Genomic DNA, 24616 nt, shown 5'->3' with positions numbered 1-24616 from the left:
ATGAAGGCAACCATGGACAATCGGACTCGGCGGGAGGTCGGCGTCGGCGGCCCACTCAGGATCCTGCATATCAACTCCTCAATTTCGCGCCGCTCCGGCGTGACGAGTGTCGTCATGAACTACTTCCGGAACGTCGACCGGCGCCGGGTGATATTCGACTTCTACTATTACGCCACCCCCGATGAGACTCGGCGCGCGGAGATCGAGTCGCTCGGGGGCAGGTGCTTCCCCGGGCGCGCGGGCAAGAACATCCTGCGGATCCGCAAGGAGCTCGCGACGCTGCTGCACGAGCATCCGGGGCAGTACCCCGTCGTGCACCTTCACGATCCGGTGCTGGCCCGCTTCATCTACCCGGTCCTGCACCGAGCGGGCGTGAGGTCCATGATCGTGCACTCCCATTCCACGGCGTACTCCGACTCGAGACTGAACTCGATACGCAACCAGATCGTCTGCCGCAACATGGGCCGCTACTCCGACGTGCGGCTGGCCTGCTCCCGTAGCGCCGGCGAGTTCCTGTTCGGCGCGGGCCAGTTCGAGGTGCTTCCCAATGCCGTGGAGGTCAACAGATACCGCTTCGATCAGCGCATGCGGGACGCGAAGCGGACGGAACTCGGCCTTAACGGGCTCAAGGTCGTCGGGCACGTTGGTCGCTTCAGCGAGGAGAAGAACCACCGGTTCCTGGTAGCGGTCTTCGAGAAGCTGCTCGCACTCGAGCCCGACTGCCATCTGCTGCTCGTAGGCGACGGGCCGCTGCGTGGGGACATTGAGCGCCTGGTCGGCGAGCGGGGCCTGTCGGGGAGCGTGACGTTCCTCGGTGACCGGTCTGATGTGCCGGCGCTCTACCAGGCGATGGATGTGCTGATGCTGCCCTCCCGCTTCGAGGGGCTGCCGATGGTCGGTGTGGAGTCGCAGTGCGCGGGTCTGCCGCTGGTCTGCTCCGACAGGGTGCCGCAGGAGGTGTCCATTGGCGACTGTTCCTTCTTGGCGCTGGAACTCGGCGCCGGACACTGGGCGCAGCGGGTCAGGGACGTGCTCCCGCAGGCCGGGACCGAGGCACTCAGGGCGCAGGGCGTCGAGCAGGCGCGCAGCAGTGGATTCGACGTCGCCGCAGAGGCCGGGGCGCTCTCGCGGCGCTACCTGTCCCTGGCGCGGGGCGAGTAACGGCCATGTGGGTTCACTACGCTCTGTTCGGGATATTGGCCCTGGTGGGCGGGCTGCTCGGCGGTCGTCGTGAAGACGGGAGCCGCAAGTCGACCGCGCCCTTGCTCGTCGCCTGGCTGCTGTTCGTGGCGATGGCGGGCCTGCGTGCCAGAACGGTGGGAAACGACACCAGCCGGTACTACGACGTGTTCGAGAAGATTACTGACACGGACGGCCTGTCGGAGGCCTTTGCCGTCAGCAGATTCGAACGCGGATACGTGGTCGTCAACTACCTGATCAGCCGTATCACGGACGACTTCAATGTGCTGCTGCTAGTAGTCTCCATCTTCTCCTTCTGGTCGGTTGTGCTTTTCATCCACAGGTATGCGAGGTCGAACCCGCTGGCGTTGCTCCTGGCCTTCGGCATGTCCGTGTTCTACGACATCATGCTCGCCACCCGGCAGGGCATCGCGGCGGCCATATTCCTGCTCGCCGTACCGGCTCTGATGGAGCGGCGGCTCGTGCGCTACCTCATTCTGATACTACTTGCTGCGCAGTTCCATGCCTCCGCCATACTATTGCTCGCCGCCTACTTCATTCCGATGCTGAGGTTGAACAGCTTCCTGGACTGGGTCAAATGGGGGGCGGTCATCGGCGCCTGCACCGGTTGCCTGAGCTTGGTCCTCACCAAGGCCTCCGTATTCTCTGCGTACTACGGCCACTACCTGAGTTCGCAGTACGCGGAGGGCGGCGTCAGGATGGCCACGGTCATGGGGGTGGGGGTGCGGCTGCTCATGATCGGTCTGGTGGCGATGTGTGGATGGAACTCCGCGGTGGCGGCGGACAAGACCGGGGCCACCCGCATCCTGGTCACCTTCGCCGTCGTCGACGCCGGGATCATGATCGTCTCCCTCGGATTCAACCTGCTCGACCGCCTCGAGATGTATTTGACGCTCCCGATGGTCGTCGGCCTGGGGAATGTCGTCGCCCGCGAGCCGGGGCTGCGGAACTGGTACGTCTCGGTGCTGCTCGTACTCATAGCCTTCGTGAGTATGACGATCATGCTTCTATATCGACCCGGTTGGTACACCCTGTTTCCTTACCGAACGGTATTTGAGGAAGGAGTCTGGTAATGAATCCCGTCCATGCTTCTTATTTCGCCGCCCTCCGGTGCGCCCGGCACGGGCTGCGTCCGGCGGCGCACCTGATCAGAGGAGTGATGCGGGTGGTCTTCGCGTGTGACGTTCCCTATGCCACAAAGATTGGAAAAGGAACCCTCTTTCCCCACCACGCGCTGGGGGCTGTCATTCATCCTGCTGCGGAAATCGGCGAGAACTGCAAGGCAGGACAGAACGTGACAATCGGGAGGCGCAAGGGAATCAACGTCCTACCGCGGCTCGGCGACCGCGCCACCGTTCGATGCGGGTCGCTGATCCTCGGGCCCATTACGGTAGGCGATGACGCCGTGATCGGTGCCGGGGCGGTCGTGATCCATGACGTGCCCAGTGGCGCCACCGCCGTCGGCGTGCCGGCGCGGATCCTCGAGGGCGGGCGGGGAGACTCATGATGAAGCGGATCCTGCTCCTTGACACGTCGGTGGGCTCTTTGAACATGGGCGACGAGATCATCAATCGGTCGATCGCTGCCAACTGGCCGGAGCTGTTCGCATCGAACTATGTCATGCGCATGGCTTCGCACACCCCGACCCATACGCCGTTGCAGTACCTACTCTGTCGGCGCAAGCTCGACCCGTTCAAGACCGCGGATCTGAAATTCCTGTGCGGCACGAACGCCATGTACACCAACATGCTGCGGCCGCTGCCCGCCTGGAACATCAATTACCTGAACTGCGGCCTGGCGGTGGGAACGGTGTGCCTTGGAGTCGGGGCGGGCGTCAACAGCGCCTCGGTGAACCTCTACACGCGGGCGCTGTTCAGGAAGGTACTGGCGCACGACGTCGTGCACTCCGTACGCGACGACCGAACCAAGCGGCTCCTAGAGACCATCGGCCTGAGGGCGTGGAACACCGGTTGTCCGACGCTGTGGGGACTGACTCCCGAGCACTGCGCGAGCATCCCGCATTCCAAGAGCTCCACGGTGGTGTTCACTCTGACCTCTTATCAGCCGGACCGGGACAATGATGCGGCGATGATCGGGATCCTGCGAGAGCACTATCGCAGAATCTGCTTCTGGCCACAGGGCGTGGACGACCTCGCCTACCTGCGCTCCTTGAGCGACATGTCCGGCATAGAGGTCGTGCCGCCGAATGTCGATGCCTACCGCGCCGTTCTGGAGACCGGGGTGGACTACGTGGGCAATCGACTCCACGGCGGCATATTCGCGCTCCAGCAGGGATGCCGCGCGATCATCATCTCGATCGACTACCGTGCGCGAGAGATGGGTAAGGACTACTCGCTCACGCTAGTCGAGCGCCCGGACATCACCGTCGCGCTGCCCCGGATGATCGAGGACAGGTGGGAGACCAAGCTGGATGGTCTGGACTTCGCCCTGATCGAACGGTGGAAGGCCCAGTTCAATGTCGGGTCGTAGTCGGGGCCGCCTGGCGGAGCTCCTCGGCAATACCGTGATCTTCGGCCTGGGAAGCCTGGCGGTCAAGGTGGTCTCGCTGGTGCTCATGCCGTTGTACACGAGCGCCATGACCGCCTCGGACTATGGCGCAGCCGAGCTGCTGAACAGTGGGATCGAGATCGTTCTGCCGCTGGCGTCGCTCGGTGTCATTGAGGCGCTGTACCGCTTCTCGATAGACGAGACGGTGGGGAAGGGGGAGCTGTTCTGCAACTCGGTCCTGGTTCTCGGCGGCGGGATCCTCGTCGCGGCCGTTCTATCGACGCTGGCCTGGAGGATCTTTGATTACGCCCACGCCGTGCCCTTCTTCTTCCTATTCGCGTCTGCCTGCATCTACAAGGCGACCAGCCAGTTCGCGCGCGGGCTCGGGCACGTGCGGCGATTCGTCGGGTACGGCTTCATAAACGCCCTCGTCCTCGTTATCGCCACGTACGCATTGCTCGTTCACTTGCGCGCCGGCGTCGCCGGATACCTGTGGTCGTACTCGATCGGATACGTGGTGGCCGGTGCCGCCGCATTCGTGTGCTCGGCGGAGTACCGTTTCGTGGCGCCGCTGCGGTTCGACGGTGCGCTCCTACGCCGGATGCTGATCTACAGCCTCCCCCTGGTCCCCAATCTCCTGTCGTGGTGGATCGTGAGCGTATCGGGCCGCTATGTGGTCGTGTGGGGCAGTGGTCTGGCTGCGGCCGGGCTGTACACGGCGGCAACCAAGATGCCGTCGCTGATCAACATCGTCAGCTCCGTATTTCAGCAGGCCTGGCAATTCTCAACCGCCCGGGAGATCGGTGCGGCCGATAGTGGGTCCTTCTTTGGGCGCGTGCTGCGCGGGTACTCCCTGGTGACGCTTTCGATGGCGGGGGTGGTGATAGTACTCAACAGGCCGATCTCCGGGCTACTGCTGCAGTCGGAGTTCCAGGATGCCTGGCGCTATGTGCCGCTGCTGATGCTCGCCGCAGCCTTCGGCGTCATGTCGGTGTTCTTCGGCACGTTCTACCAGGCACTCATGAAGAGCCGGATGCTGATGATCTCGACTGCGATCGGCGCGGCCGTAAACCTGCTTCTGGGAGTCGCGCTCGTACCGGCGATGGGGCCCTGGGGGGCGTGCGTCGCCGGCGTGGTGGCATACGCGATCGTTCTCCTGGTCCGTGTACGCGACATCGCCACGCGGATAGACATGCCGATCGACCGTGCGAGAATTGCCTACCAGCTGTTGCTCCTCTCGGTCATGTCTATTTGCATGTCGTGCGAGGGAAGCATGTGGCCGGTCTTATTCGCCGGAGCGTGTCTGGTGCTGCTTTTTGTGAGCGACGTCGGGGTACTGTGTGAGTCGTTCTTGCGCGTGAGGCGGGCGTTCATGGGGCGTCCGGGAAGTCGCTAAGAAATCCCCTTATTCGCGCAATTGGTATCGAGGTGTGAGCATCGTGACCGATATGTTGGCGAACACGCCCACTGTTATTCGACATGACGGGCCCGCCTGGGCGATAATTCTATGGCTGCGCGGCCGCTCGGGCGGTGGAGCCGAGGCGGTATTACACCGTTGCTCAACAGCTCGCGCCGCGTGTTCCGCATCCGACGCATCGGCGCCGGGTGGCCGATACCGATCCCTGGAGTCTTGATCGTGAGCGTCAAAGGCGTGGCCGTGGCCGTTATGCCCGGCTCGGCACAGACCTGGCTGAAGGAGGCCGTCTACCGGCGCAATTGCGGTCTTGATCCTTCTCGGTACCGCGCCGAGCTGAAGCGGTGGCACTGCCTGCTCAAGGGACGCGCCTGCGATCTGGACCATCCCCGCTCGATGACCGACAAGATCAACTGGCTCAAGCTCTATGACTCCACCCCGCTCAAGGGTCGTCTCGCCGACAAGTACCTTGTGCGCGAGTGGGTCCGCGCAACGGTGGGGGAGGACTACCTGGTTCCCCTGCTGGGTGTTTGGGACTCGCCCGAGGAGATCGATTTCGACGCGCTGCCCGACAGTTTCGTCCTCAAGGCCACCCATGGCTCAGGCTGGAACATCGTCGTCCGCGACAAGCGCGAGCTCGACGTTGCCGGTTGTCGGCGCCGCTTGGAGGGTTGGCTGAAGCGTCGGCAGGCGATGAAGGGCGGCTTCGAAATGCACTACGAGTTCTGCGAGCCGCGGATCGTGTGCGAGCAATACCTGCAGGACGCTTCTGGAGGGCTGCGGGACTACAAGTTCATGACCTTCGACGGCGTCGTCCAGTTCGCGTTCACTGTCGACCGGGGCCCGGACGGCGTGTGCCGGGGAACCTACCTGCCTGACTGGACCAGGGCACCGTTCGAGTACATCTGTGAATCGCGCTGTTCTGGGGATGTGCCGGCTCCGGAGCGGCTCGATGAGATGCTCGCCGTCGCCGAGCGGCTCGGCAAGGGGTTCGCCTGCGCCAGAATCGACTTCTATGAGGTGGACGGACGCGTCTACTTCGGGGAGATTACCTTCACGGACGCGGACGGCCTGGCCCATTTCCGGCCCGCTTGCTACAACCTGGAGTTTGGTGACAGGCTCGTTCTACCGTCAAAGAAGCCGTTTAAGGGGGTCATGCTGTAAACGCTGCGGCGCCGATCCGCTGTTCGGCGCGGTCACATGCCAAGGCGAGTGGAGTTCGCTCGCCATGAAGGTGCTTGGGGATCTTGCGTGCTAGGCTCGGCGTGTTCGTTCACGTGCTCCCTGAAGACTACATTTCTGCGTCTGACGGCGCCGTTCCTCCCTGTCGTGATCCTAAGTCGGTGATGCGAAATGACGCTGGAGAGCTTCATATCCCTGACTCGTCGGCGCGCCGGCGTGCTGCTGGCGGTGATTGTTGCCTGCGTGCTTGCCGCCGCCGTCGTGGTGCGGGTGACGCCGGTCACCTACACCGCCTCCGCAGTCGCCTACGTCCGGGTCAATGTGCCCGTCGGAGCGCAGGACGACACGGAGGCGCACTACGCCGCAACCCAGATGGCACCCCGAAAGATCACGGCGATCGTTCCCGTCTTCACCTCGGAGGCGGTCGGCCAGCGGGTCGTGGACGCGCTTGGTCTGGATGCGACGGCCGCGAGTGTCGCTCAGTCGCTGACGGCGACGCACGCCGAGGACACGGCTACCGTAAGCGTGTCGGCGACGGCGACTTCCGCGGCCGAGGCGCGCTCGGTCGCGGACGAGGCGGTCCTCCAGGCCGCGCAGGAGGTCAGCGAGCTCGAGGGCGAGACCTCGCCGGTGGAGGTCATCCTCATGACTCCCTCCAGACTCTCCGGTGTCACGCGTTCGCCGAACGCCTGGGCCTACCTGGGTCTGGGTGCGCTCGGCGGCCTCGTGCTCGGATATCTGTGGATCATCTTCCGCGAGCTGTCGGACAGGCGCATGCACGGCGCGAAGGCTGTCATCGCAGCCGGCCGCGCCGCGCCACTCGGCGCCGTCCCATCGTCGAGGTCGATCGCCGAGGACGGCCCGCTGCGGGGTGCCGACCCGGATACCGAGGAAGAGCTGCGTCGCCTGCGGACCAATCTGCTTCACGTCGGACCGAAGGGCGACATCCGGGTACTGGTCGTGAGCTCGGCGAGGAGGCAGGAGGGGCGTACGACGGTGTCGGTAGGCCTCGCCCGCGTGATGGCCGCGCTGGGACGGCGGGTCGTCCTCGTCGAGGGGGACCTGCGCGCCCCTTCCCTGGCCCACGTTCTCGGACTGCCCGAGGACGGCCCCGGATTGTCGCAACTGCTGGAGGGTGCGGCGAGCCTCGAGGAGGTACTGGTGAGCACCTCCACGCCCGGGCTGGAGATTCTTCCCGCCGGCGCGACTCCGTCCAACCCGTCCGAGCTGCTTGCGTCCGCCGACATGTCCGCACTTTTGCAGCGTTTGAGTACTGCACACACGGTGATCATCGACTCGCCGCCGCTGCTGCAGTTCACCGACGGTGCGATTCTCGCCGAACAAGCCGACGGGGTCCTGATGGTCGTGCGATCGGCGCGGACCACCGGCGAGGACCTGAACGATGCGGTGCTGGCAGTCGAGCAGGGCGGAGCCGAGGTACTTGGAACCGTCCTCAACCGCGCGCCGGCATCCCGCCGCGGGCGTAGACGTGCTGCTGATCAGGGACGCCGAAAGTCCTGACCCGCGCGAGGCGACCGGCTTCGGGGCGATCCCGTGCGTGGTTGCCCAAAGTGTCCAGGATCGGCATAAACGACTCCGCCGTCGCCGGCGGCCATGGGAAGAACGTTGGAATCATGCGGTTTTCAAATCGGCCCCTGCGGTCGTCGACGGCCTTTGTGCCGGATTCGGACATTCCGTCCCCCGGCGGGGCGCCCGGGCGCGCGCCACCCACCCCCACAAACCGGAGTATCCCGTTTACCACTGGATGCTCACCGACTACGTGCGTTGGCGCGACCATGGGTGTATCCATGCCGGCGGGGCCCGGCTGGTCAGCCGGCTCGGTGACAATCCCCGGCAGGCCTACGAGCTGGGCAAGTCGATCTGAGAACCAGGAACACTTCAACCGAACAGGACCAATTCCCATGGAGTACGTCGAACTGAACAACGGAGTGGTGATGCCGGTGCTGGGTTACGGCACCTATTTGACCCCGCGGCGCGTGACCCAGCGCCATGTTGCCGACGCCCTGGACGCCGGCTACCGGCTCATAGACACCGCTCAGAACTACGGCAATGAGCGCGAGGTCGGGGCCGCGGTACGCGCATCCGGGCTTGGCCGCGAGGAGATCTTCATGACCTCGAAGACCCAGACCAGCGGTTACCGGTCCACCCGCGCGGGCATCGAGGATTCCCTGGCGGCCGCCGGGCTGGACTACTTCGACCTGATGATCATCCACTGGCCCAATGCCGACAGCCGCGGCACCTACCGGGCTCTGGAGGAGGCGTACCGGACCGGCCAGTTGCGCGCGATCGGCCTGTCCAACTTCAACCGGAAGCAGGTCCTGGAGATCATCGACACAGCCGACGTCGTCCCCGCCGTCGACCAGATCGAAACCCACCTGTACTGGCAGCAGTGGGGCATGCACGACTTCCTCACCTCCCACGGGATCGTCCACGAGTCCTGGTCGCCGCTCGGCGAGGGGCAGTCGGGCATGCTCCGCGATCCGGTCCTGGTGCGGATAGGCCGGACCCACGGCAAGAGCCCGGCGCAGGTGCTGCTGCGCTTCCTCACGCAGAACCGGATCGTGTCGATCCCCAAGTCGCTCAACCCGGAGCACATCCGCGAGAACCTCAACATCTTCGACTTCCGGCTCAGTGACGAGGAACTCGGCGCGATCCGAGCCCAGGACGCCAAGCGCTCTCAAAGCGGATGGCCTGCCGCGATGTCCACGGAGGAACACTACTGAGCCGCGCCAGCGGTACGCACGCCGGCGGAACGCAATGGCAGGATTACCCCATGGCCTCACCAACGCTTCCCGCCGACGACGCGACCACCGCCTCGCTGCCGCTCGACGAAATGCCCCCGGTCACCGCCTGGCTGTCCGACATGGACGGTGTGCTGGTGCGGGAGAACCGCGCCCTGCCCGGCGCGCAGCAGTTCCTGGACGCCCTGGAGCGCAAGGGCATGCCCTTCCTGGTGCTGACCAACAACTCCATCTTCACCAACCGGGACCTGTCCGCCCGGCTGGCCCGCTCCGGGCTCTCCGTGCCCGAGGAGCGCATTTGGACCTCCGCCAACGCCACGGCGGCCTTCCTGACCCAGCAGTCCCCGGCCTCCACCGCCTACGTGATCGGCGAGGCCGGTCTGACCACGGCGCTGCACGGCGCCGGCTACATCATGACCGACCAGGACCCGGAGTATGTGATCCTGGGGGAGACCCGCACCTACGACTTCAACGCCATCACCCGCGCCATCCGGCTGATCGAGGGCGGGGCGAAGTTCATCGCCACCAACCCCGACGTCAACGGCCCCTCGGACGAGGGCACGCTGCCGGCGACCGGCGCCGTCGCGGCCATGATTCAGGCGGCCACCGGTCGTTCCCCCTACTTCGTCGGCAAACCCAACCCGGTGATGATCCGGGCCGGGCTGAACAAGATCGGCGCCCACTCCGAGGCGGCCGCAATGGTGGGGGACCGCATGGACACCGACATTCAGGCGGGCGTCGAGGCGGGCCTGCGCACGCACCTGGTGCTGTCCGGCTCGACCACTCTGGAGCAGGTCGAGGCCTTCCCCTTCCGGCCCTTCGGCATCCATGGGGGCATCGGCGAACTCATCGAGCTGGTCGAGGCCGAGCGCTGAGAGGCCGGGTGGCCGAGGCCACCGCCTCTCGCCGAGGTCGGTAGAAATAACCACCGAGATCGGTCGTTGTTACCACCGGGCTGGTCAATACGGTTCCGGTTCCGGTCAGGGCGCCAGCACCTGCCCCGCCCTCCCCGGAGCCGATCATCTAGGCTGGCCCGCGTCGTCGAGCAGGAAGCAGGAACAGCAGCACATGAGCAGCAAGCAGCAACACGACCGGGGTGCTCACGCCGGCGGCCAAGCCGAGTCACACCCCGGCGCGGCCTTCGGCATCCCCGCCGGCGCCAGCGGGGAGGACGTCGTCGACGCCGTCTACGGGCCCGGCGGTACGCACTCCGGTATCGACCCCGACCTGCTGCCATATCTGGAGGCTGCCGACGCCACCGACGGGCGGTCTCTGGCCGAGGTTGCCGACGCCGATGCGGCCGCCGACCGCAGCCGCGCGCAGGCCGAGGCGGAGGACCTGGCGGCCCTGCGCGAGCTGGTGGCCGCCAACATGGTGCCCGGCGGCGACCTCGAGCGCCTGGACGCCCTGCTGGCGGAGGTCGACGACGATGAAACCGACGACTGGGAGGACTGGGAACCGGTCCTGCCCGATACCGCCCCGGACGCCGCGGTCGGCTCCGACGTCGAGCGTCACCGGGCCGACCTGACCGCGGCCGCCCACGCCGTCGAAGTGTCCCAGCGACTGCGTGAGGTTGAGGCGGAGATTCTCTCCCGCGCTCCCGAGCACCAGGTGCAGCCCTCGCTGGACCGGGTGGCCGCCGTGCTCGACATCCTGGGCCACCCCGAGCACAGCTACCGGATCGTGCACATCGCCGGCACCAACGGCAAGACCTCTACCGCTCGCATGACCGAGCGGCTGCTGGCCGCCACCGGCATGCGCACCGGGCGCTTCACCAGTCCGCACCTGGCCACCATCCGTGAGCGCATCGCTCTGGACGGTGAGCCCATCAGCGAGGAGGACTTCATCGCCGCCTGGGAGGACGTCGCCCCCTACATCGAGATGGTCGACGCCCGTTCCCGGGCCGCCGGCGGGCCGCGGCTGAGCTTCTTCGAGGTGCTCACCGTGATGGCACTGGCTGCCTTCGCCGACCACCCCGTGGACGTCGCGGTGATCGAGGTCGGCATGGGCGGTACCTGGGACTCGACCAACGTGGTTCCCGGCGACGTCGAGGTCATCACCCCGATCGGGCTCGACCACGCCGCTTGGCTCGGTACCACCCTGGAGGAGGTCGCCGCAAATAAGGCGGGCATCATCAAGGATGGCGCCACGCTGATCTCCTCCCGGCAGCTTGAGCCGGTGCAGGAGGTGATCGCCGCGGCCGCCGCCGAGCATCAGGTCGTGTGGCGTCGTGAGCTCGACCCGGAGGAGGACCCCGAGGCCCCCGACGCCGGCGTGCTGCGCGTGCTCGACTGCGCCCTGGCGGTGGGCGGCCAGATGGTTGCCTTCGCCACGGCCGCCGCCGTGTACGAGGACGTGTTCGTGCCCCTGCACGGGGAGTACCAGGCCCACAACGCCCTGCTCGCCCTGGCTGCCGCCGAGGCCGTCTTCGGCGGCCGGCCCCTGCCCGCCAAGATCGTCGAGGACGGCTTCACCTCGGTCACCAGCCCCGGTCGCCTGGAGGTGCTGCGCTCCAGCCCGACCGTGATCGTCGACGCCGGTCACAACCCCCACGGCGTCGTCGCCCTGGTCCCGGCGGTCGAGGAGGCCTTCGGCTTCCAGCACCTGGTCGCCGTCGTCGGCGCCATGCAGGACAAGGATGTGGAGGGAATTCTGTCCCTGCTGGAGCCGGCCTGCGACGCCGTCGTGTGCGTCCCCATTGACTCCCCACGTGCCATGGACACGGAGGACTTGGGTGCGGTCGCGCGCGAGGTGTTCGGCGCGGATCGGGTGGTGGTGGCCCCCACGCTGGCGGCCGGTGTGGAGCAGGCGGTGAACCTGTCCGAGGGCTTCGACGCCCCGATGACTGCCTCCGGGGTGCTGATTGTTGGGTCCGTGGTGCTCGCCGCCGAGGCGCGCGCCCTGTTCGGCAAGGCCTGAGCCCCGCCCCGGCGCGTCCGGGGCGCCGCCCAGTCCAGGAAGGCCTGGTCGGAGGTGATGGCCCGTCCCGGCGCGTCCGGGGCGCCGCACCCGGCACTACGCGTCGCCGGAACCATCTACACTCGGTCGGACCGTCGGCATTTGCGCCTGCGGACGCTCTCCAGTCCTCGCTACGACAGAAGGAACGTCATGACTGACGCCCCCGAACGCATCCTCATCCTGCTCAAGCCCGACGCCGTGGAGCGGCACCTGGTCGGCGAGATCCTGCGCCGCATCGAGGCCAAGGGCTACGAGCTCACCGCCTTGAAACTGGTGCTCCCCACCGCCGAGGTTCTGGCTGCCCACTACGCCGACCACGTCGATAAGCCCTTCTATCCCGGGGTCGTGGAGTACATGACCCGTGGCCCGGTCATCGCTGCCGTCGCCGAGGGACAGCGCGTGGTGGAGGGGGTGCGTTCGCTCATGGGGGCGACCGACCCGACGTCCGCGGCGCCCGGCACCATCCGCGGAGACCTCGGCCGCGACTGGGGCACCAACGCCATCCAGAACCTGGTGCACGGCTCGGACTCGCCCGCCTCCGCCGAGCGTGAGATCGCGATCTGGTTCCCCGAGCTGGCGAACTGAACCGAGCTGCGGACGCAGCGGGAAGGCATGTGGGGTCGCCACCAGTGCGGTGGCGACCCCACATGCCGTTCAGACCGACCTCGGTACGTAACATCCGCCGACCTCGGTGAGGGGGCGATGCGGTGAGGGGACGGGGAACGGGCCCGCTGTCAGGCGGGACGCCGGGACAGGACCTCCTTCAGGGGGACCCGGGCGCCGGTGCGCGTGACGGCCCGCGTGTAGATCCGCGCCGACAGCCACACGAATGCCGGGATGAACACCAGTGCGAGCACGAGTGCTGCCGCCTGCTCGCCCCAGGACGAGACGCCGAGCACGAGCCGCGCCGGCATCAGGAATGGGGAGAAGGGCGGCAGGTAGGCCAGCACGCGGTACAGCAGGGATGAGGAGTCGCCCAGCGCCATCACGAAGGAGAGCACGTAGGGGATCATCAGCGTCATCGTCAGCGGCATGACCGCGCTGGCCACGTCCTCCTGGCGGCTGACCAGCGCGCCGGCGGCGGCGTAGCCGACCGCGTAGATCGCGTAGCCGACGATCATCCAAACGATCATGGCGACCAGCACGGTATCGATGTCGACGGCGCCCTCGGGCAGTACGCCGCTCAGCTTCGCCGTCACGCCGGCGATGATCCCTATCAACCCGTAGGAGACCAGCACCGCGGTGCCGGTTCCGATCACCTTGCCGGCCAGCAGGGAGGTGGGCCGCACGCAGGCCAGCAGGATCTCCACGATGCGGCTGGACTTCTCCTCCACCACGCCCATGGCGATCGTCTGGCCGCCGCCCATGACGATGATGAACAGCAGGATGTCGACGATCAGCAGGACGTAGTAGCGGGCGCCGAAGTCGGCGGAGTCCTGGTCGGGCGGGTCGAGGGCCTCCACCTGGGGCACGGCCCCCGCCACCGATGCCGCCACCTGGGTGGGCTCGCCGCCCAGGGCGGTGATCTGTTCGGACAGGGCCGACTGTTGGAGCACGTTCGTTACGGCGGCGACCACCGCCTGGTCGGCGTTGCCCTCCTCGCTGACCTTCAGCGCGGGGGAGGGGCCGGTCAGGTCGAGCACCATGTCCACGTCGCCGTCATCGGCGGTGATGCCGAGCGCCGCCTCGGCGTCGGTGTCGGAGACATCGGTGACCTGGACGGTCAGGCCGTTGCTGTCGCTGACCTGGCCCAGGACCGAGACCAGTGCCGTGGTTGTTTCGGCATCGGGCGCGGAAACGCCCAGCCGGTAGGGCTCGTCCTCGCCGCCCGTCAGGTGGGCGACCACGAGGATGCCGCCGACGGCGAGGACCAGCATGATGAGTGTGGAGATCACCGCCGAGCGCTTGAACAACTGGGTGCGCAGCTCGCGGCCGGCTACCAGGCGGATCTCCTGTGAGCGGGAGATGGTGGTGTTGGAGTGTTCGGGGGCGGGCACGGCTCAGGCCTCCTGTTCGGTCGTGGGGGCGGGGGATGCGGTGGGGGCGGCAAGCACGTCGCGGAAGATCTCGGTGAGCGGGCGGGTCACGGGCCCCAGTTCGCGCAGCCGTCCCAGGCGCTGGGCCGCCTCCAACAATCGCTGTTCGTCGGGGCCGCCGGCCACGACGGTCACCCGCGCACCCTCGGCAATGGGCTCGGCGCTCGCCTCCACTCCGGGGGTTCCGGCCAGCATGGCGGTGGCGGCGCCGACGGCGGCCTCGGGCTCGCCGGCGACCTCGACGACGGCGCGCCAGCGCGGCTCGGCGCCCGCCTGCAACTCGGCCACGGTGCCGTCGGCAACCAGTCGGCCCTCCCGGATGATGACCACGCGGTCGCACAGCCGTTGCACGACGTCGAGTTGGTGGGAGGAGAACAGCGTGGGCACCCCGGCCGCGGCCCGCTCGCGCAGCACCTGACTCATCACGTCCACGGCCACCGGGTCCAGGCCGGAGAAGGGTTCGTCCAGGATCAGCAGGTCGGGGTCGGAGACCAGGGCGGCCGCCAACTGGACGCGCTGCTGGTTGCCCAGGGAGAGCTTCTGCACCTCGTCGTCGCGTCGGGCGGCAATGTCCAGTCGTTCGGTCCACTGCTCGCCGGCCCGCCGGGCGGTGTCGGCCGTCACCCCGTGCAGGCGGGCCAGGTAGGTCAGCTGCTCACCGACCTTCATCTTCGGGTACAGGCCGCGCTCCTCGGGCATGTAGCCGATGCGACGACGCTCGGCGGCGCCCACCGGCGCGCCGTCCCAGGTCACGGAGCCGGCGTCGGCGGTCAGCACCCCCATGACGATGCGCATGGTGGTGGACTTGCCGGCGCCGTTGGCGCCCACGAAGCCCACGATCTCACCGTCACCTAGGCGCAGGGACAGGGCGTCGAGAGCCTGCAGGCTCCCGAAGCGTTTGGACAGGTTCGCAATGTCGAGCACGGGCACTCCAATCGGGATGGGTAGTGTTAAGTCCGCTTGACGTGGAGAGTCTGCTCGACCGCAAGCGCTGGTGTCAAGGTCGCTTGCTGGAGCGCTCGCTGTCCCCACCGCCGTGAGGGGCGAAGCGCCGGGCACCGCGTACGCCGGTGCGTCAAGAACACCCCTCTGCGCCAGACGCACACGCCTTCCTCTCGAATACACGAGTTTTAGAGGTTTGCACGTGCGCAGCGCCCGCAAAGCTCTAAAACTCGTGAGCCTGACGCAAACGCGTGTTCATGGCGGCGGACTGCGGGTTTTCGCCCGCTTCCCGCTATCGTTGGCGTGTGCACCTCAAGACGTTGACGATGAAGGGATTCAAGTCCTTCGCCTCGTCGACCACCCTGCGCCTGGAGCCGGGCATCACCGCCGTGGTCGGCCCCAACGGCTCGGGCAAGTCCAACGTGGTGGACGCCCTGACCTGGGTCATGGGGGAGCAGGGCGCAAAGAACCTGCGCGGCGGTTCCATGGCCGATGTCATCTTCGCCGGAGCCGGCTCCCGCCCCGCGCTCGGCCGCGCCGAGGTCTCCCTGACGATCGACAACACCGACGGCGCCCTGCCCATCGACTACAGCGAGGTGACCATCACCCGCACCCTGTTCCGCGGCGGCGGCAGCGAGTACCAGATCAACGGCAACACCTGCCGCCTGCTGGACGTCCAGGAACTCCTGTCCGACACGGGCATGGGCCGGCAGATGCACGTGGTGGTCGGTCAGGGACAGCTCGACGCGGTGCTCACCGCCACCCCGGAGGAGCGGCGCGGCTTCATCGAGGAGGCCGCCGGCGTTCTCAAGCACCGGCGCCGCAAGGAGCGGGCGCTGCGCAAACTCGACTCCATGGCAGCCGACCTGACCCGGCTCACCGACCTTACCGCCGAACTGCATCGACAGCTCGGCCCCCTCGCCCGGCAGGCCGCCGTCGCCCGCCGCGCCCACGTCATCCAGGCGGAGGTCCGCGACGCCACCGCCCGGCTGCTGGCCGACGACGTCGTGCAGGTCCAGTCGTTGTTGGACGCCGGCCAGGAGGATCGGGCCCGCCTGGACCGCCGCCGCGCCGGCATTGAGGAGTCCGAGCGAGTCGCCCGCGTCCGGCTGGAAGAACTTACCGCCGTCGAGGCCACCTCCGGGCAGCGGCTGGCCCGCGCCACCGCCACCTGGGAGGAGCTGACGGGCGCCGCCCAATCCCTGGCCGCCCTGGCCGACGTCGCCGCGGAGCGCGTGCGCGGGCTGGCCGCCGCGCCGGGCCCCGCCGTCGGCACCGACCCGGAGGAACTGGAGCGCCGGGCCCAGGAGGCCGCCGCCGAGGAGACGGAACTGGCCGCCGCCATTGAGGCCGCCCGTACCGCACTGACGGACGCCACCGCTGAACGCGTCGACGCCGAGGCCGCCGCCGCCACCGCCGAGCAGGCACTCGCGGCGCTGCAGACCCGGCGCGCCGAGCATCGCGAGCTGCTGGCCCGCGCTGGGGGCCGCGTCGCTTCGGCCCGCTCCCGCCACGAGGCCGCCCGCGCTGCCGTCGAGCAGGCCCGGGCATCTCTGGCCGCCGCGGAGGGCCGCGACGCCGCCGCCGTCCGGGCCCTGGAGGAGGCCACGTCCGCCGACGCGGACCGCCCCGAAGCATCGGCCGACGCCGACCGGCCCGACACCGCGGCCGGCGAGCAGGCCCGTGCCGCCGCCGCCCACGCGGCGGCCACCGCCGCGCTGAACGCCGTCCGCGACGTCGTCGCCACCGCCACCGACACCCGTCGTGAGGCGGCCGCCGAGTTGGCCACCTGGACCGCCCGCCGTGACGCCCTCGCACTGTCCCTGCGCGCTCAGGATGCCACCGCCGACCTGACCGACGCCGGCCTGCCCGGCATACTCGGCCCGCTCGCCGGCGCGGTCACGGTAGCCGCCGGCTGGGAAGACGCCCTGGCCGGCCTGCTAGGCGAGCTGGCCGGAGCCGCGGTCGTCGCCGACACCGACGCCGCCGTCGCCGCCCTCGCCCACGCCCGCAGCGAAGACGGCGGCGGGTTGCGGCTGATCATTTCCGGTCCCGACGCCGACGGCGCGGCAGACCCGCCCGCTGCCGAACCCGCGGTCCCGGAAGCTGCCCCCGCCGGTGCTCGGCCGGCCGCCGCGCTCGTCACCGCCGAATCCGCCGCGCTGACCCGCACCCTCAACGCGTTGCTGGCCGACGCCTGGGTGGTACCCGACCTGGAGACAGCCCAGGCTCTGCGCGCCGCCGAACCCGGCGCCGTGGTCGCCACCCGCGACGGCGACGTGCTCGCCCCCACCTGGGCCACCGGCGCCGGGGAGGGCGCCTCCTCCGTGCTCGCCCTGGCCGCTGCCTACGACGAGGCCGCCGCTCGCGCCGCCGCCGCGCAGGAGGCCGAGCACGCCGCCGCCGACGAGCTCGATACCGCCCGCGCCGAGGAGGCCGCCGCGCGCAAGGCCGTCGCCACCGCGCTGGAGCGGCTGCGCGCCGCCGACGCCGAGGCCGCCCGCGTGGCCGAGAACCGCGCCCGGTTGAACTCCGCGGCCCGCGCCGCCCGCGAGGAGACCGGTCGTGCCCGCCGCGTCTTGGAGCGCGCCGAGGCGGAGGCCGCGCAGCGCGCCGCCGAACTCGCCACCGCCCAGGCCGCCCTCGCCGAGGTCGAGAACCAGGCGCCGGCGGTCCTGTCCGCGCCCGGAGGCAGGGCCGCACCCACCGGGGAGAATGACCTCGACGCCGCCATCGATGCCGCTCGCGCCACCCGTGAGACTACTGCCACAGCCGCCTCCGCGGCCCGCACCGCCGAGACGGAGGCGCGGCTGAGCCTGCGCACCGCGGAGGAGCGGGAGCGCAGCGGCCGCGGCCGCGCCGACTCCCTGCGCCGAGCCGCCCGGCGCGAACGCGAGCAGCGCGCCGCCGCCGCCCGCGCGGAGCAGGCCCGCAAGGCGCGGCTGGCAACGGCGGCGCAGGTGCGCGACCAGGCCCGCACCGCCGCCGAGACCGCTCGCACCTGGGTCGAACAGTCCCAGAGCGAACGCACCCGTATCGAGGCCGAGCGTGCCGATGCCGCCGCCGCGGCCGCCGATGTGCGCAAGCAGCTGGATGCTCTGGCCGGTGAACTCGCCGCCCTGTCCGACGCCGCCCACCGCGACGAGATCGCCCGCGCCGAGCAGAAGCTGCGCCTGGAGAATCTGGCCGAGCGCGCCATGAACGAGCTTGGCCTGGAGCTGGACCCCTTGGTGGAGGAGTACGGTCCCCACATGCTCGTGCCGGATGCGGAGGCGGAAGCCGCCGCCGAGGCCGCTGCCGACCGGGACGGTGCCGCCGACGCGCCCGACGCGCAGGAGAACACCCGGACGGGGCGGTCCGAGCCCGCCGCGCACCCGACCGGTCGGCCCTACGTGCGCGCCGAGCAGGAGAAGCGGCTGGCGCGGGCGAACCGGGACCTGGCGCGGCTGGGCAAGGTCAACCCGCTGGCCCTGGAGGAGCACGCGGCTCTGGAGGAGCGCCACCGCTTCCTGGCCGAGCAGCTCGCCGATCTCAAGCAGTCCCGCGCCGACCTGATGCGCATCGTTGAAGACGTGGACCAGCGCGTGCAGGAGGTGTTCACTCAGGCCTACGCGGACACCGCCCGCGAGTTCGCGATCGTCTTCGACCGGCTCTTCCCCGGCGGCGAGGGGCGCCTGGTGCTCACCGACCCCGATGACATGCTCACCACCGGCATCGACATTGAGGCCCGCCCCGCCGGCAAGAAGGTCAAGCGCCTGTCGCTGTTGTCCGGTGGGGAGCGCTCGCTGGCCGCCGTGGCGCTGCTGGTCGCGATCTTCCGTGCCCGGCCCTCGCCGTTCTACGTCATGGATGAGGTGGAGGCGGCCCTGGATGACACCAACCTGGGGCGGCTGCTGGACATCTTCACCGAGTTGCGCGCCTCCAGTCAGCTGATCATCATCACCCACCAGAAGCGCACCATGGAGATCGCCGACGCCCTGTACGGCATCACCATGCGCGACGGCGTGACTCAGGCGGTTTCCCAGCGGCTCTCATCCGCCACCCAGTAACCGGGGCCAGCATGCTGCTGAGCGGTCGCCGCGGGCGACTGCGAGCAACTGTGACCAACACGGCGCTGTCTGGTGGGCGACACAGCCCGCTCGCCTTGGCGGCATTGTGACAAACGGAAGGCACAATTATGCCCATGGGCTCCATGATCTTCCCCCTCGCCGTCGTCCTCGTCGCTGCCTTGATCGTGCTCGGCCTGGTCGTCGCCGAGCGCTACCCGGTCGCCACCTGGCGCGACCGGCTGCGTGACCTGGCGGGGGTGGCCCGTGAGAAGGAGGAGCCCGTCAAGGTGGTGCCGCAGGACGCCCGGCTTGAGGACCTCATGACCCGGGACGACTCCGCCGTATACGTGGGCACCGAGTCCTTCTCCGGACTCGTGGACGTGGTCGAGAAGGCCATGGACACGGCCGAGTCCAAGGCCGCCGAGGTGCGTCGCAACAAGGACGCCGCCGCGGCCCGCCGCACCCGGGAGACGGCGGCGCAGCGCTAGCGCCCCTGCCGGCGCCCGGCGTCGGGCGCACGCACTTGCCGGCCCCCGTAGGCGATCAGGCATGATGGGATCATGGATCCCTTGCTGATCGTCCTCATCGTCGTCGTCGTACTCGCCGTCGCCGGCGGTATCTGGTTCTACGCGGGGCGCAACCGCGGCGGAGAGGTGCCGCCGGAGGTCAGCGCCCACAAGCCCACCAGCGCCGACGACATCCTGCTCGCCCCGCCGCAGGAGCAGGCCCCCGCCGAAGCGGAGACCCCGGCCGGGCCGACGCCGGAGGCGGCCGCGCCCGCCACCCTGGAGCGCCCCGAGTCCATCCCCGGCCGCATGCAGCGCCTGCGCTCGCGCCTGGCCGGCGCCGGCGGCTTCGGCCGGGCCATCCTCGCTGTCATGTCCCGGGGCGACCTCACCGAGGCCGACTGGGAGGAGATCGAGGACACCCTGCTCACCTCGGACCTCGGCATCGAGGTCACCACCTCCCTGATGGACGAGCTGCGCACCCAGGCGAAGGTCCTGGACACCTCCGACCCCGCCGCCATCCGGGGGGTGCTGCGCGAAGAGCTGCTGAAGCTGGTCGATCCGTCCATGGACCGCTCCCTGAACCTGGCCAAGCCCACCCCCGCCGCGGGCTGGAACTCCGCCGACGGCGAGCCGGCCGCTGCCGTGCTCATGGTCGGGGTCAACGGCACCGGTAAGACCACCACCTGCGGCAAGCTGGCCCGGGTGCTCGTCGCCGATGGCAGGACGGCCGTCATGGGTGCTGCCGACACCTTCCGCGCAGCCGCCGCCGACCAGTTGACCACCTGGGGCGAGCGCGTCGGCGTCGAGGTCGTCCGCTCCGAACGGGAGGGCGCCGACCCCGCCTCCGTCGCCTACGACGCCACCCGCGCGGCCGCCCGCGACGGCGTGGACGTGGTGCTCGTGGACACCGCCGGCCGCCTGCAGAACAAGGCCGGACTCATGGACGAGCTCGGCAAGATCAAGCGGGTCATGGAGAAGGTCGCCCCCGTCGGTGAGGTGCTGCTGGTGCTGGACGCCACCACCGGGCAGAACGGCATGCGCCAGGCGCAGGTCTTCTCCGAGGCGGTCGGCATCACCGGCATCGTGCTGACCAAGCTCGATGGCACCGCCAAGGGCGGCATCGTCGTCACCGTGCAGCGGGAGCTGGGCGTGCCTGTCAAGCTCGTCGGGCTCGGCGAGGGCGCGGACGACCTGGCGCCCTTCGACCCCGAGGGCTTCGTAGACGCCCTGCTCGCCTGAAACACCGTTGCAATACCATGCAAGGTGTTGACACGCACGCGTCACCGGCGCGTCACCGGCGGCGAACGCGCCCCTGATTGGCTCCCTCCTGTGCGAACCCCTCGCACACTGAAGGGAGAGATCTCATGGTCCTCGACACCGGAGCCACGGCCTGGATGCTGGTGAGCGCCTCGCTCGTGCTGCTCATGACCATTCCCGCGCTCGCGCTCTTCTACGGCGGCATGAGCCGATCCAAGTCGGTCCTGAACATGATGATGATGTCCTTCGGCGGCACCGCCGTCGTCGGCGTCCTGTACATCCTGTACGGCTGGTCCATGTCCTACGGCGGCACCGACATCGCCGGCATACTGGCCAACCCGTTCGACCAACTCGGCCTGCACGGCGCCATCACCGACTCATCCGGCCAGTTCCTGCTCGACGACTACGGCGTGCCCGTCATCGTCGGGGTCGCCTTCCAGATGACCTTCGCGGTGATCACGGTCGCCCTGATCTCCGGCGCCATCGCCGACCGCACCCGCTTCGGCGCCTGGATGACCTTCGTGCCGCTGTGGGTGACCCTGTCCTACTTCCCCATGGCCCACATGGTTTGGGGCGGCGGCGCCCTGTCCGGCGACGGCTGGTTCGCCTCCATCGCCGAGCCCATCGACTTCGCCGGCGGCACCGTGGTCCACATCAACGCCGGCGTCGCCGGCTTCGTCCTGGCGGTGCTGATCGGAAGGCGCCGCGGCTTCGGGCGGATGCCCATGCGGCCGCACAACCTGCCCCTGACCATGCTCGGCTCCGGCCTGCTGTGGATCGGCTGGTTCGGCTTCAACGCCGGCAGCGCCTTCACCGCGGACGGCCTGGCCGGCCTGGCCTGGGTCAACACCTCCGCGGCCACCTGCGCCGCCGTCCTGGGCTGGCTGCTGGTCGAGCGCCTGCGCGACGGCCACGCCACCAGCCTGGGGGCGGCCTCCGGCGTCGTCGCGGGCCTGGTCGGCATCACCCCGGCCGCCGGCTCCGTCACTCCCGTGGGCGCGCTGGTGCTCGGCGTGATCTGCGGCGCCCTGTGCGCCATGGCCGTGGGCCTGAAGTACCGCTTCGGCTACGACGACGCGCTCGACGTCGTCGGCGTCCACCTGGTCGGCGGGCTCACGGGCACGGTCCTGGTCGGCTTCCTCTCCGCGGACACCGGGCTGCTGTACGGGCACGGCCCCGCCCAGCTGGTCGTCCAGGTGCTGGTCGCCCTCGTCGCCGTCGGGTTCAGCCTGGTGATCACCACCCTGTGCTGGTTCATCGTCTCCCGTACCCCGGGCGGTTGGCGGCTGTCCGCCGACGCTGAGCACCTGGGGGCCGACAAGGCGGAGCACTACGAGTCCGCCTACGAGTCGCTCACCGGCGGCCGCCTGGCCACCGTCGTCGCCCGCCGGGAGCACCGTCCCGTTACCGCCGCAGCCGAGGAGGCCTGAGCCATGAAACTCGTCACCGCAATCATCCAGCCCTACCGGCTCGACGCCGTCATCTCCGCGCTGGAACTGGCAGGCAGCAGCGGCGTGACCATCTCCGAGGCCCAGGGCGCGGGCAGGCAGAAGGGGCACACGGAGGTCTACCGCGGCGCCGAGTACCAGGTGGACTATGTGCCCAAGCTCCGCCTGGAGATCCTCACCACCGATGCGCAGGTAGAAGCCATCATCGGCGCTATCTCCGGCGCTGCCCGCTCCAGCGGTGGTGGTGCGCTCGGCGACGGCAAGATCTGGATGACCGATGTGGAGGAGGTGGTCCGGGTGCGCACCGGTGAGCGCGGCGAGGCCGCGATCTGACGCCGCCCGGCCATCGCCGTGAGGGCCCGCACGTCCCCTTGGGTGGGACGGCGCGGGCCCTCCCCGCTATCCTGAACTGAAGCGTGCGCCGTGCCCCGGCGTCGGCGCGCACCATCCGTTCCTCCAACCACCTGCGCCCCGGCGCCAAGGAAGGACCCCGCGTGTTCGGCAACCTCTCCGACCGGCTCACCGCCTCGTTCAACTCGCTGCGCGGCAAGGGCCGCCTGAGCGAAGCGGACGTGGACGCCACCGTCTCCGAGATCCGCCGCGCCCTCCTCGAGGCCGACGTCGCCCTGCCGGTGGTGCGCTCCTTCACCGCCGCCGTGCGGGAGAAGGCCAAGGACGCCGCCCGCTCGCAGGCCCTGAACCCGGCCCAGCAGGTCGTCCGCATCGTCAATGACGAACTGATCGAGGTGCTCGGTGGCGAATCCCGCGAGCTCAACTGGGCGGACCGCGGCCCCACCGTCATCATGCTCGCCGGTCTGCAGGGCGCCGGTAAGACCACCCTGGCGGGCAAGCTCGGCCGCTGGCTGAAGCAGCAGGGCAAGCGCACCCTGCTGGTCGCCTCCGACCTGCAGCGCCCCAACGCGGTCACCCAGCTGAGCGTGGTGGCCGAGCGCGCCGGCGTGGACGTGTGGGCCCCCGAGCCCGGCAATGGCGTGGGCGACCCGGTGGCGGTGGCCCGCAGCGGCGTCGAGCAGGGGCGGGCAAACGGCTACGACGTCGTCGTCATCGACACCGCCGGCCGCCTGGGCGTCGACGCGGAGATGATGGACCAGGCCATCCGCATCCGCGACGCGGTCAGCCCCAACGAGATCCTGTTCGTCCTGGACGCCATGGTCGGTCAGGATGCCGTCAACACCTCCGTCGCCTTCCGCGACGGGGTCGGCTTCACCGGCGTGGTGCTGTCCAAGCTCGACGGCGATGCCCGCGGCGGTGCCGCCCTGTCCGTGCGCGGGGTGACCGGGGCCCCCGTCCTGTTCTCCTCCACCGGCGAGGGCCTGGATGACTTCGAGCGCTTCCACGCCGACCGCATGGCCTCCCGCATCCTGGACATGGGTGACCTGCTCACCCTGATCGAGCAGGCCGAGCGGGCCTTCGACGAGAAGGAGGCGGAGGACGCCGCCGCCAAGCTCGCCTCCGGCACCTTCACCCTGGACGACTTCCTGTCCCAGTTGCGCCAGCTGCGCAAGATGGGGTCGATGAAGAAGCTGCTGGGCATGATGCCCGGCATGGGGCAGATGCGCGAGGCCCTGGAGAACTTCGACGAGCGGGAGGTCGACCGCATCGAGGCGATCGTCTGCTCCATGACCCCCGCCGAGCGCCGTGACCTGTCCATCCTCAACGGCTCGCGCCGCTCCCGCATCGCCAAGGGCTCGGGCACCACCGTGCAGGCAGTCAACGAGCTGGTCAGCCGCTTCGAGGCCGCCAAGAAGATGATGGAGGCCATGACGGCCGGCGGCGGCCCGGGCGCCATGGGCGGGCCCGGCGGCATGCCGGGCATGGGCTCGCTACCATCCACCGGCAAGCGGGCCAAGGCCCGGCAGGCCCCCAAGGGCAAGAAGCGCAAGGGCGGCAAGAAGGGGCGCTCCGGCAACCCCGCCAAGGCCGCCCGGCAGGCGCGTGAGGCGGCCGCCGCCCGCGCGCAGAGGGCCGACGGCGCCGTGGAGACCCCCGCGCCCGCCCCGGCCGGCTCCGCCTTCGGGCTGGGCCAGCCAGCCGCGGCGGCCCCCAGCTACGGCATTATGCCGGGGCAGGGGGCGGCAAACGCCTCACAGCCCCAGCCGCAGTCGAGTGACGACGAGGTAGCCGACGCCATGGCCGCCCTGCCGGAGGATCTGCGCCGTCACCTGGGCCTGTAAGCCCGCCGACGGCCACCGGCACGGCAAGGGGCTCGTCGGTCTTTCGCCGTCCGGGCCCGATCGGCAAAACCGACGCACCACGCGGACTCCGGCTCCGCCCGCTTCCCGAGCGGGCGCTGCCGCCGGCGGACCGGCGTGTGCGCACAGCCCGGAACG

At 69.3% G+C, this 24616-nt stretch carries 19 protein-coding genes; 17 read left to right on the top strand and 2 right to left on the bottom strand.

Going from position 1 to position 24616, the window contains the following annotated elements; translation table 11 throughout:
* Nucleotides 1-12 precede the first annotated feature (12 nt).
* From C3B71_RS10045 to ndk, 11 genes are all read left to right on the top strand, one after another.
* A complete protein-coding gene (locus tag C3B71_RS10045) occupies nucleotides 13-1161 on the top strand; it encodes a glycosyltransferase family 1 protein (protein WP_073333237.1) in 1149 nt (382 codons plus the stop codon).
* Between the two features lie 5 nt (nucleotides 1162-1166).
* A complete protein-coding gene (locus C3B71_RS10040; protein ID WP_108967826.1) occupies nucleotides 1167-2273 on the top strand; it encodes an EpsG family protein in 1107 nt (368 codons plus the stop codon).
* Nucleotides 2273-2707 carry a serine O-acetyltransferase gene (locus C3B71_RS10035; RefSeq protein ID WP_108967823.1) on the top strand — a complete coding sequence of 145 codons (435 nt, stop codon included), beginning with the start codon at nucleotides 2273-2275 and terminating at the stop codon, nucleotides 2705-2707. Before C3B71_RS10040 ends, C3B71_RS10035 begins: the two co-directional genes overlap by 1 nt.
* Complete coding sequence (locus tag C3B71_RS10030) at nucleotides 2704-3690, top strand: polysaccharide pyruvyl transferase family protein (RefSeq protein ID WP_234415880.1); 987 nt, start codon at nucleotides 2704-2706, stop codon at nucleotides 3688-3690. Before C3B71_RS10035 ends, C3B71_RS10030 begins: the two co-directional genes overlap by 4 nt.
* The gene (locus C3B71_RS10025; RefSeq protein WP_181574886.1) at nucleotides 3677-5104 is read left to right on the top strand and encodes a lipopolysaccharide biosynthesis protein; all 1428 of its coding nucleotides are present in this window, start codon (nucleotides 3677-3679) and stop codon (nucleotides 5102-5104) included. Before C3B71_RS10030 ends, C3B71_RS10025 begins: the two co-directional genes overlap by 14 nt.
* Before the next feature lie 240 nt (nucleotides 5105-5344).
* Nucleotides 5345-6286, top strand: coding sequence for an ATP-grasp fold amidoligase family protein (locus C3B71_RS10020; protein WP_108967819.1), 942 nt, complete (start codon nucleotides 5345-5347; stop codon nucleotides 6284-6286).
* Nucleotides 6287-6475: 189 nt separating this feature from the next.
* Nucleotides 6476-7825 (top strand): polysaccharide biosynthesis tyrosine autokinase, encoded by a 1350-nt coding sequence (locus tag C3B71_RS10015; protein ID WP_108967817.1) that lies wholly within the window; start codon nucleotides 6476-6478, stop codon nucleotides 7823-7825.
* Nucleotides 7826-8226: 401 nt separating this feature from the next.
* Nucleotides 8227-9048, top strand: a complete 822-nt coding sequence (locus tag C3B71_RS10010) for an aldo/keto reductase (RefSeq protein WP_108967815.1) — start codon at nucleotides 8227-8229, stop codon at nucleotides 9046-9048.
* Between the two features lie 50 nt (nucleotides 9049-9098).
* Nucleotides 9099-9941 (top strand): HAD-IIA family hydrolase, encoded by an 843-nt coding sequence (locus C3B71_RS10005; protein ID WP_073332862.1) that lies wholly within the window; start codon nucleotides 9099-9101, stop codon nucleotides 9939-9941.
* A gap of 193 nt (nucleotides 9942-10134) precedes the next feature.
* Nucleotides 10135-11985: a bifunctional folylpolyglutamate synthase/dihydrofolate synthase gene (locus C3B71_RS10000; RefSeq protein ID WP_108967812.1), complete on the top strand. Its 1851-nt coding sequence runs from the start codon at nucleotides 10135-10137 to the stop codon at nucleotides 11983-11985.
* A 189-nt stretch (nucleotides 11986-12174) separates the two neighbouring features.
* Nucleotides 12175-12609, top strand: a complete 435-nt coding sequence (gene ndk / locus C3B71_RS09995; RefSeq protein WP_108967810.1) for a nucleoside-diphosphate kinase — start codon at nucleotides 12175-12177, stop codon at nucleotides 12607-12609.
* 149 nt (nucleotides 12610-12758) lie between these two features.
* On the opposite strand, the gene C3B71_RS09990 is transcribed toward ndk, so the two are convergent.
* On the bottom strand, nucleotides 12759-14021 hold the full coding sequence (locus tag C3B71_RS09990; RefSeq protein ID WP_108967808.1) for an ABC transporter permease: 1263 nt from the start codon (nucleotides 14019-14021) through the stop codon (nucleotides 12759-12761).
* 3 nt (nucleotides 14022-14024) lie between these two features.
* The gene (locus C3B71_RS09985) at nucleotides 14025-14984 is read right to left on the bottom strand and encodes an ABC transporter ATP-binding protein (protein WP_108967805.1); all 960 of its coding nucleotides are present in this window, start codon (nucleotides 14982-14984) and stop codon (nucleotides 14025-14027) included.
* 323 nt (nucleotides 14985-15307) lie between these two features.
* Between C3B71_RS09985 and smc the strand changes: the two genes are divergently transcribed.
* The 6 genes from smc (at nucleotide 15308) to ffh (ending at nucleotide 24460) form a co-directional block, all read left to right on the top strand.
* Nucleotides 15308-19051: a chromosome segregation protein SMC gene (gene smc, locus C3B71_RS09980; RefSeq protein ID WP_108967803.1), complete on the top strand. Its 3744-nt coding sequence runs from the start codon at nucleotides 15308-15310 to the stop codon at nucleotides 19049-19051.
* A 134-nt stretch (nucleotides 19052-19185) separates the two neighbouring features.
* Nucleotides 19186-19539, top strand: coding sequence for a hypothetical protein (locus C3B71_RS09975; RefSeq protein ID WP_108969806.1), 354 nt, complete (start codon nucleotides 19186-19188; stop codon nucleotides 19537-19539).
* A 72-nt stretch (nucleotides 19540-19611) separates the two neighbouring features.
* On the top strand, nucleotides 19612-20799 hold the full coding sequence (gene ftsY / locus C3B71_RS09970; protein WP_108967801.1) for a signal recognition particle-docking protein FtsY: 1188 nt from the start codon (nucleotides 19612-19614) through the stop codon (nucleotides 20797-20799).
* 125 nt (nucleotides 20800-20924) lie between these two features.
* Nucleotides 20925-22247: an ammonium transporter gene (locus C3B71_RS09965; protein WP_073332883.1), complete on the top strand. Its 1323-nt coding sequence runs from the start codon at nucleotides 20925-20927 to the stop codon at nucleotides 22245-22247.
* Between the two features lie 3 nt (nucleotides 22248-22250).
* The gene (locus C3B71_RS09960; RefSeq protein ID WP_073332886.1) at nucleotides 22251-22598 is read left to right on the top strand and encodes a P-II family nitrogen regulator; all 348 of its coding nucleotides are present in this window, start codon (nucleotides 22251-22253) and stop codon (nucleotides 22596-22598) included.
* 161 nt (nucleotides 22599-22759) lie between these two features.
* On the top strand, nucleotides 22760-24460 hold the full coding sequence (gene ffh / locus C3B71_RS09955) for a signal recognition particle protein (protein ID WP_108969804.1): 1701 nt from the start codon (nucleotides 22760-22762) through the stop codon (nucleotides 24458-24460).
* Nucleotides 24461-24616 lie beyond the last annotated feature (156 nt).

This window comes from Actinomyces sp. Z16 (genome assembly GCF_003111765.1).
Taxonomy (GTDB): Bacteria; Actinomycetota; Actinomycetes; order Actinomycetales; family Actinomycetaceae; genus Actinomyces; species Actinomyces glycerinitolerans.
Note: the sequence above shows the minus strand (reverse complement) of the source record. Positions and strands in the feature narration are given on the sequence as shown.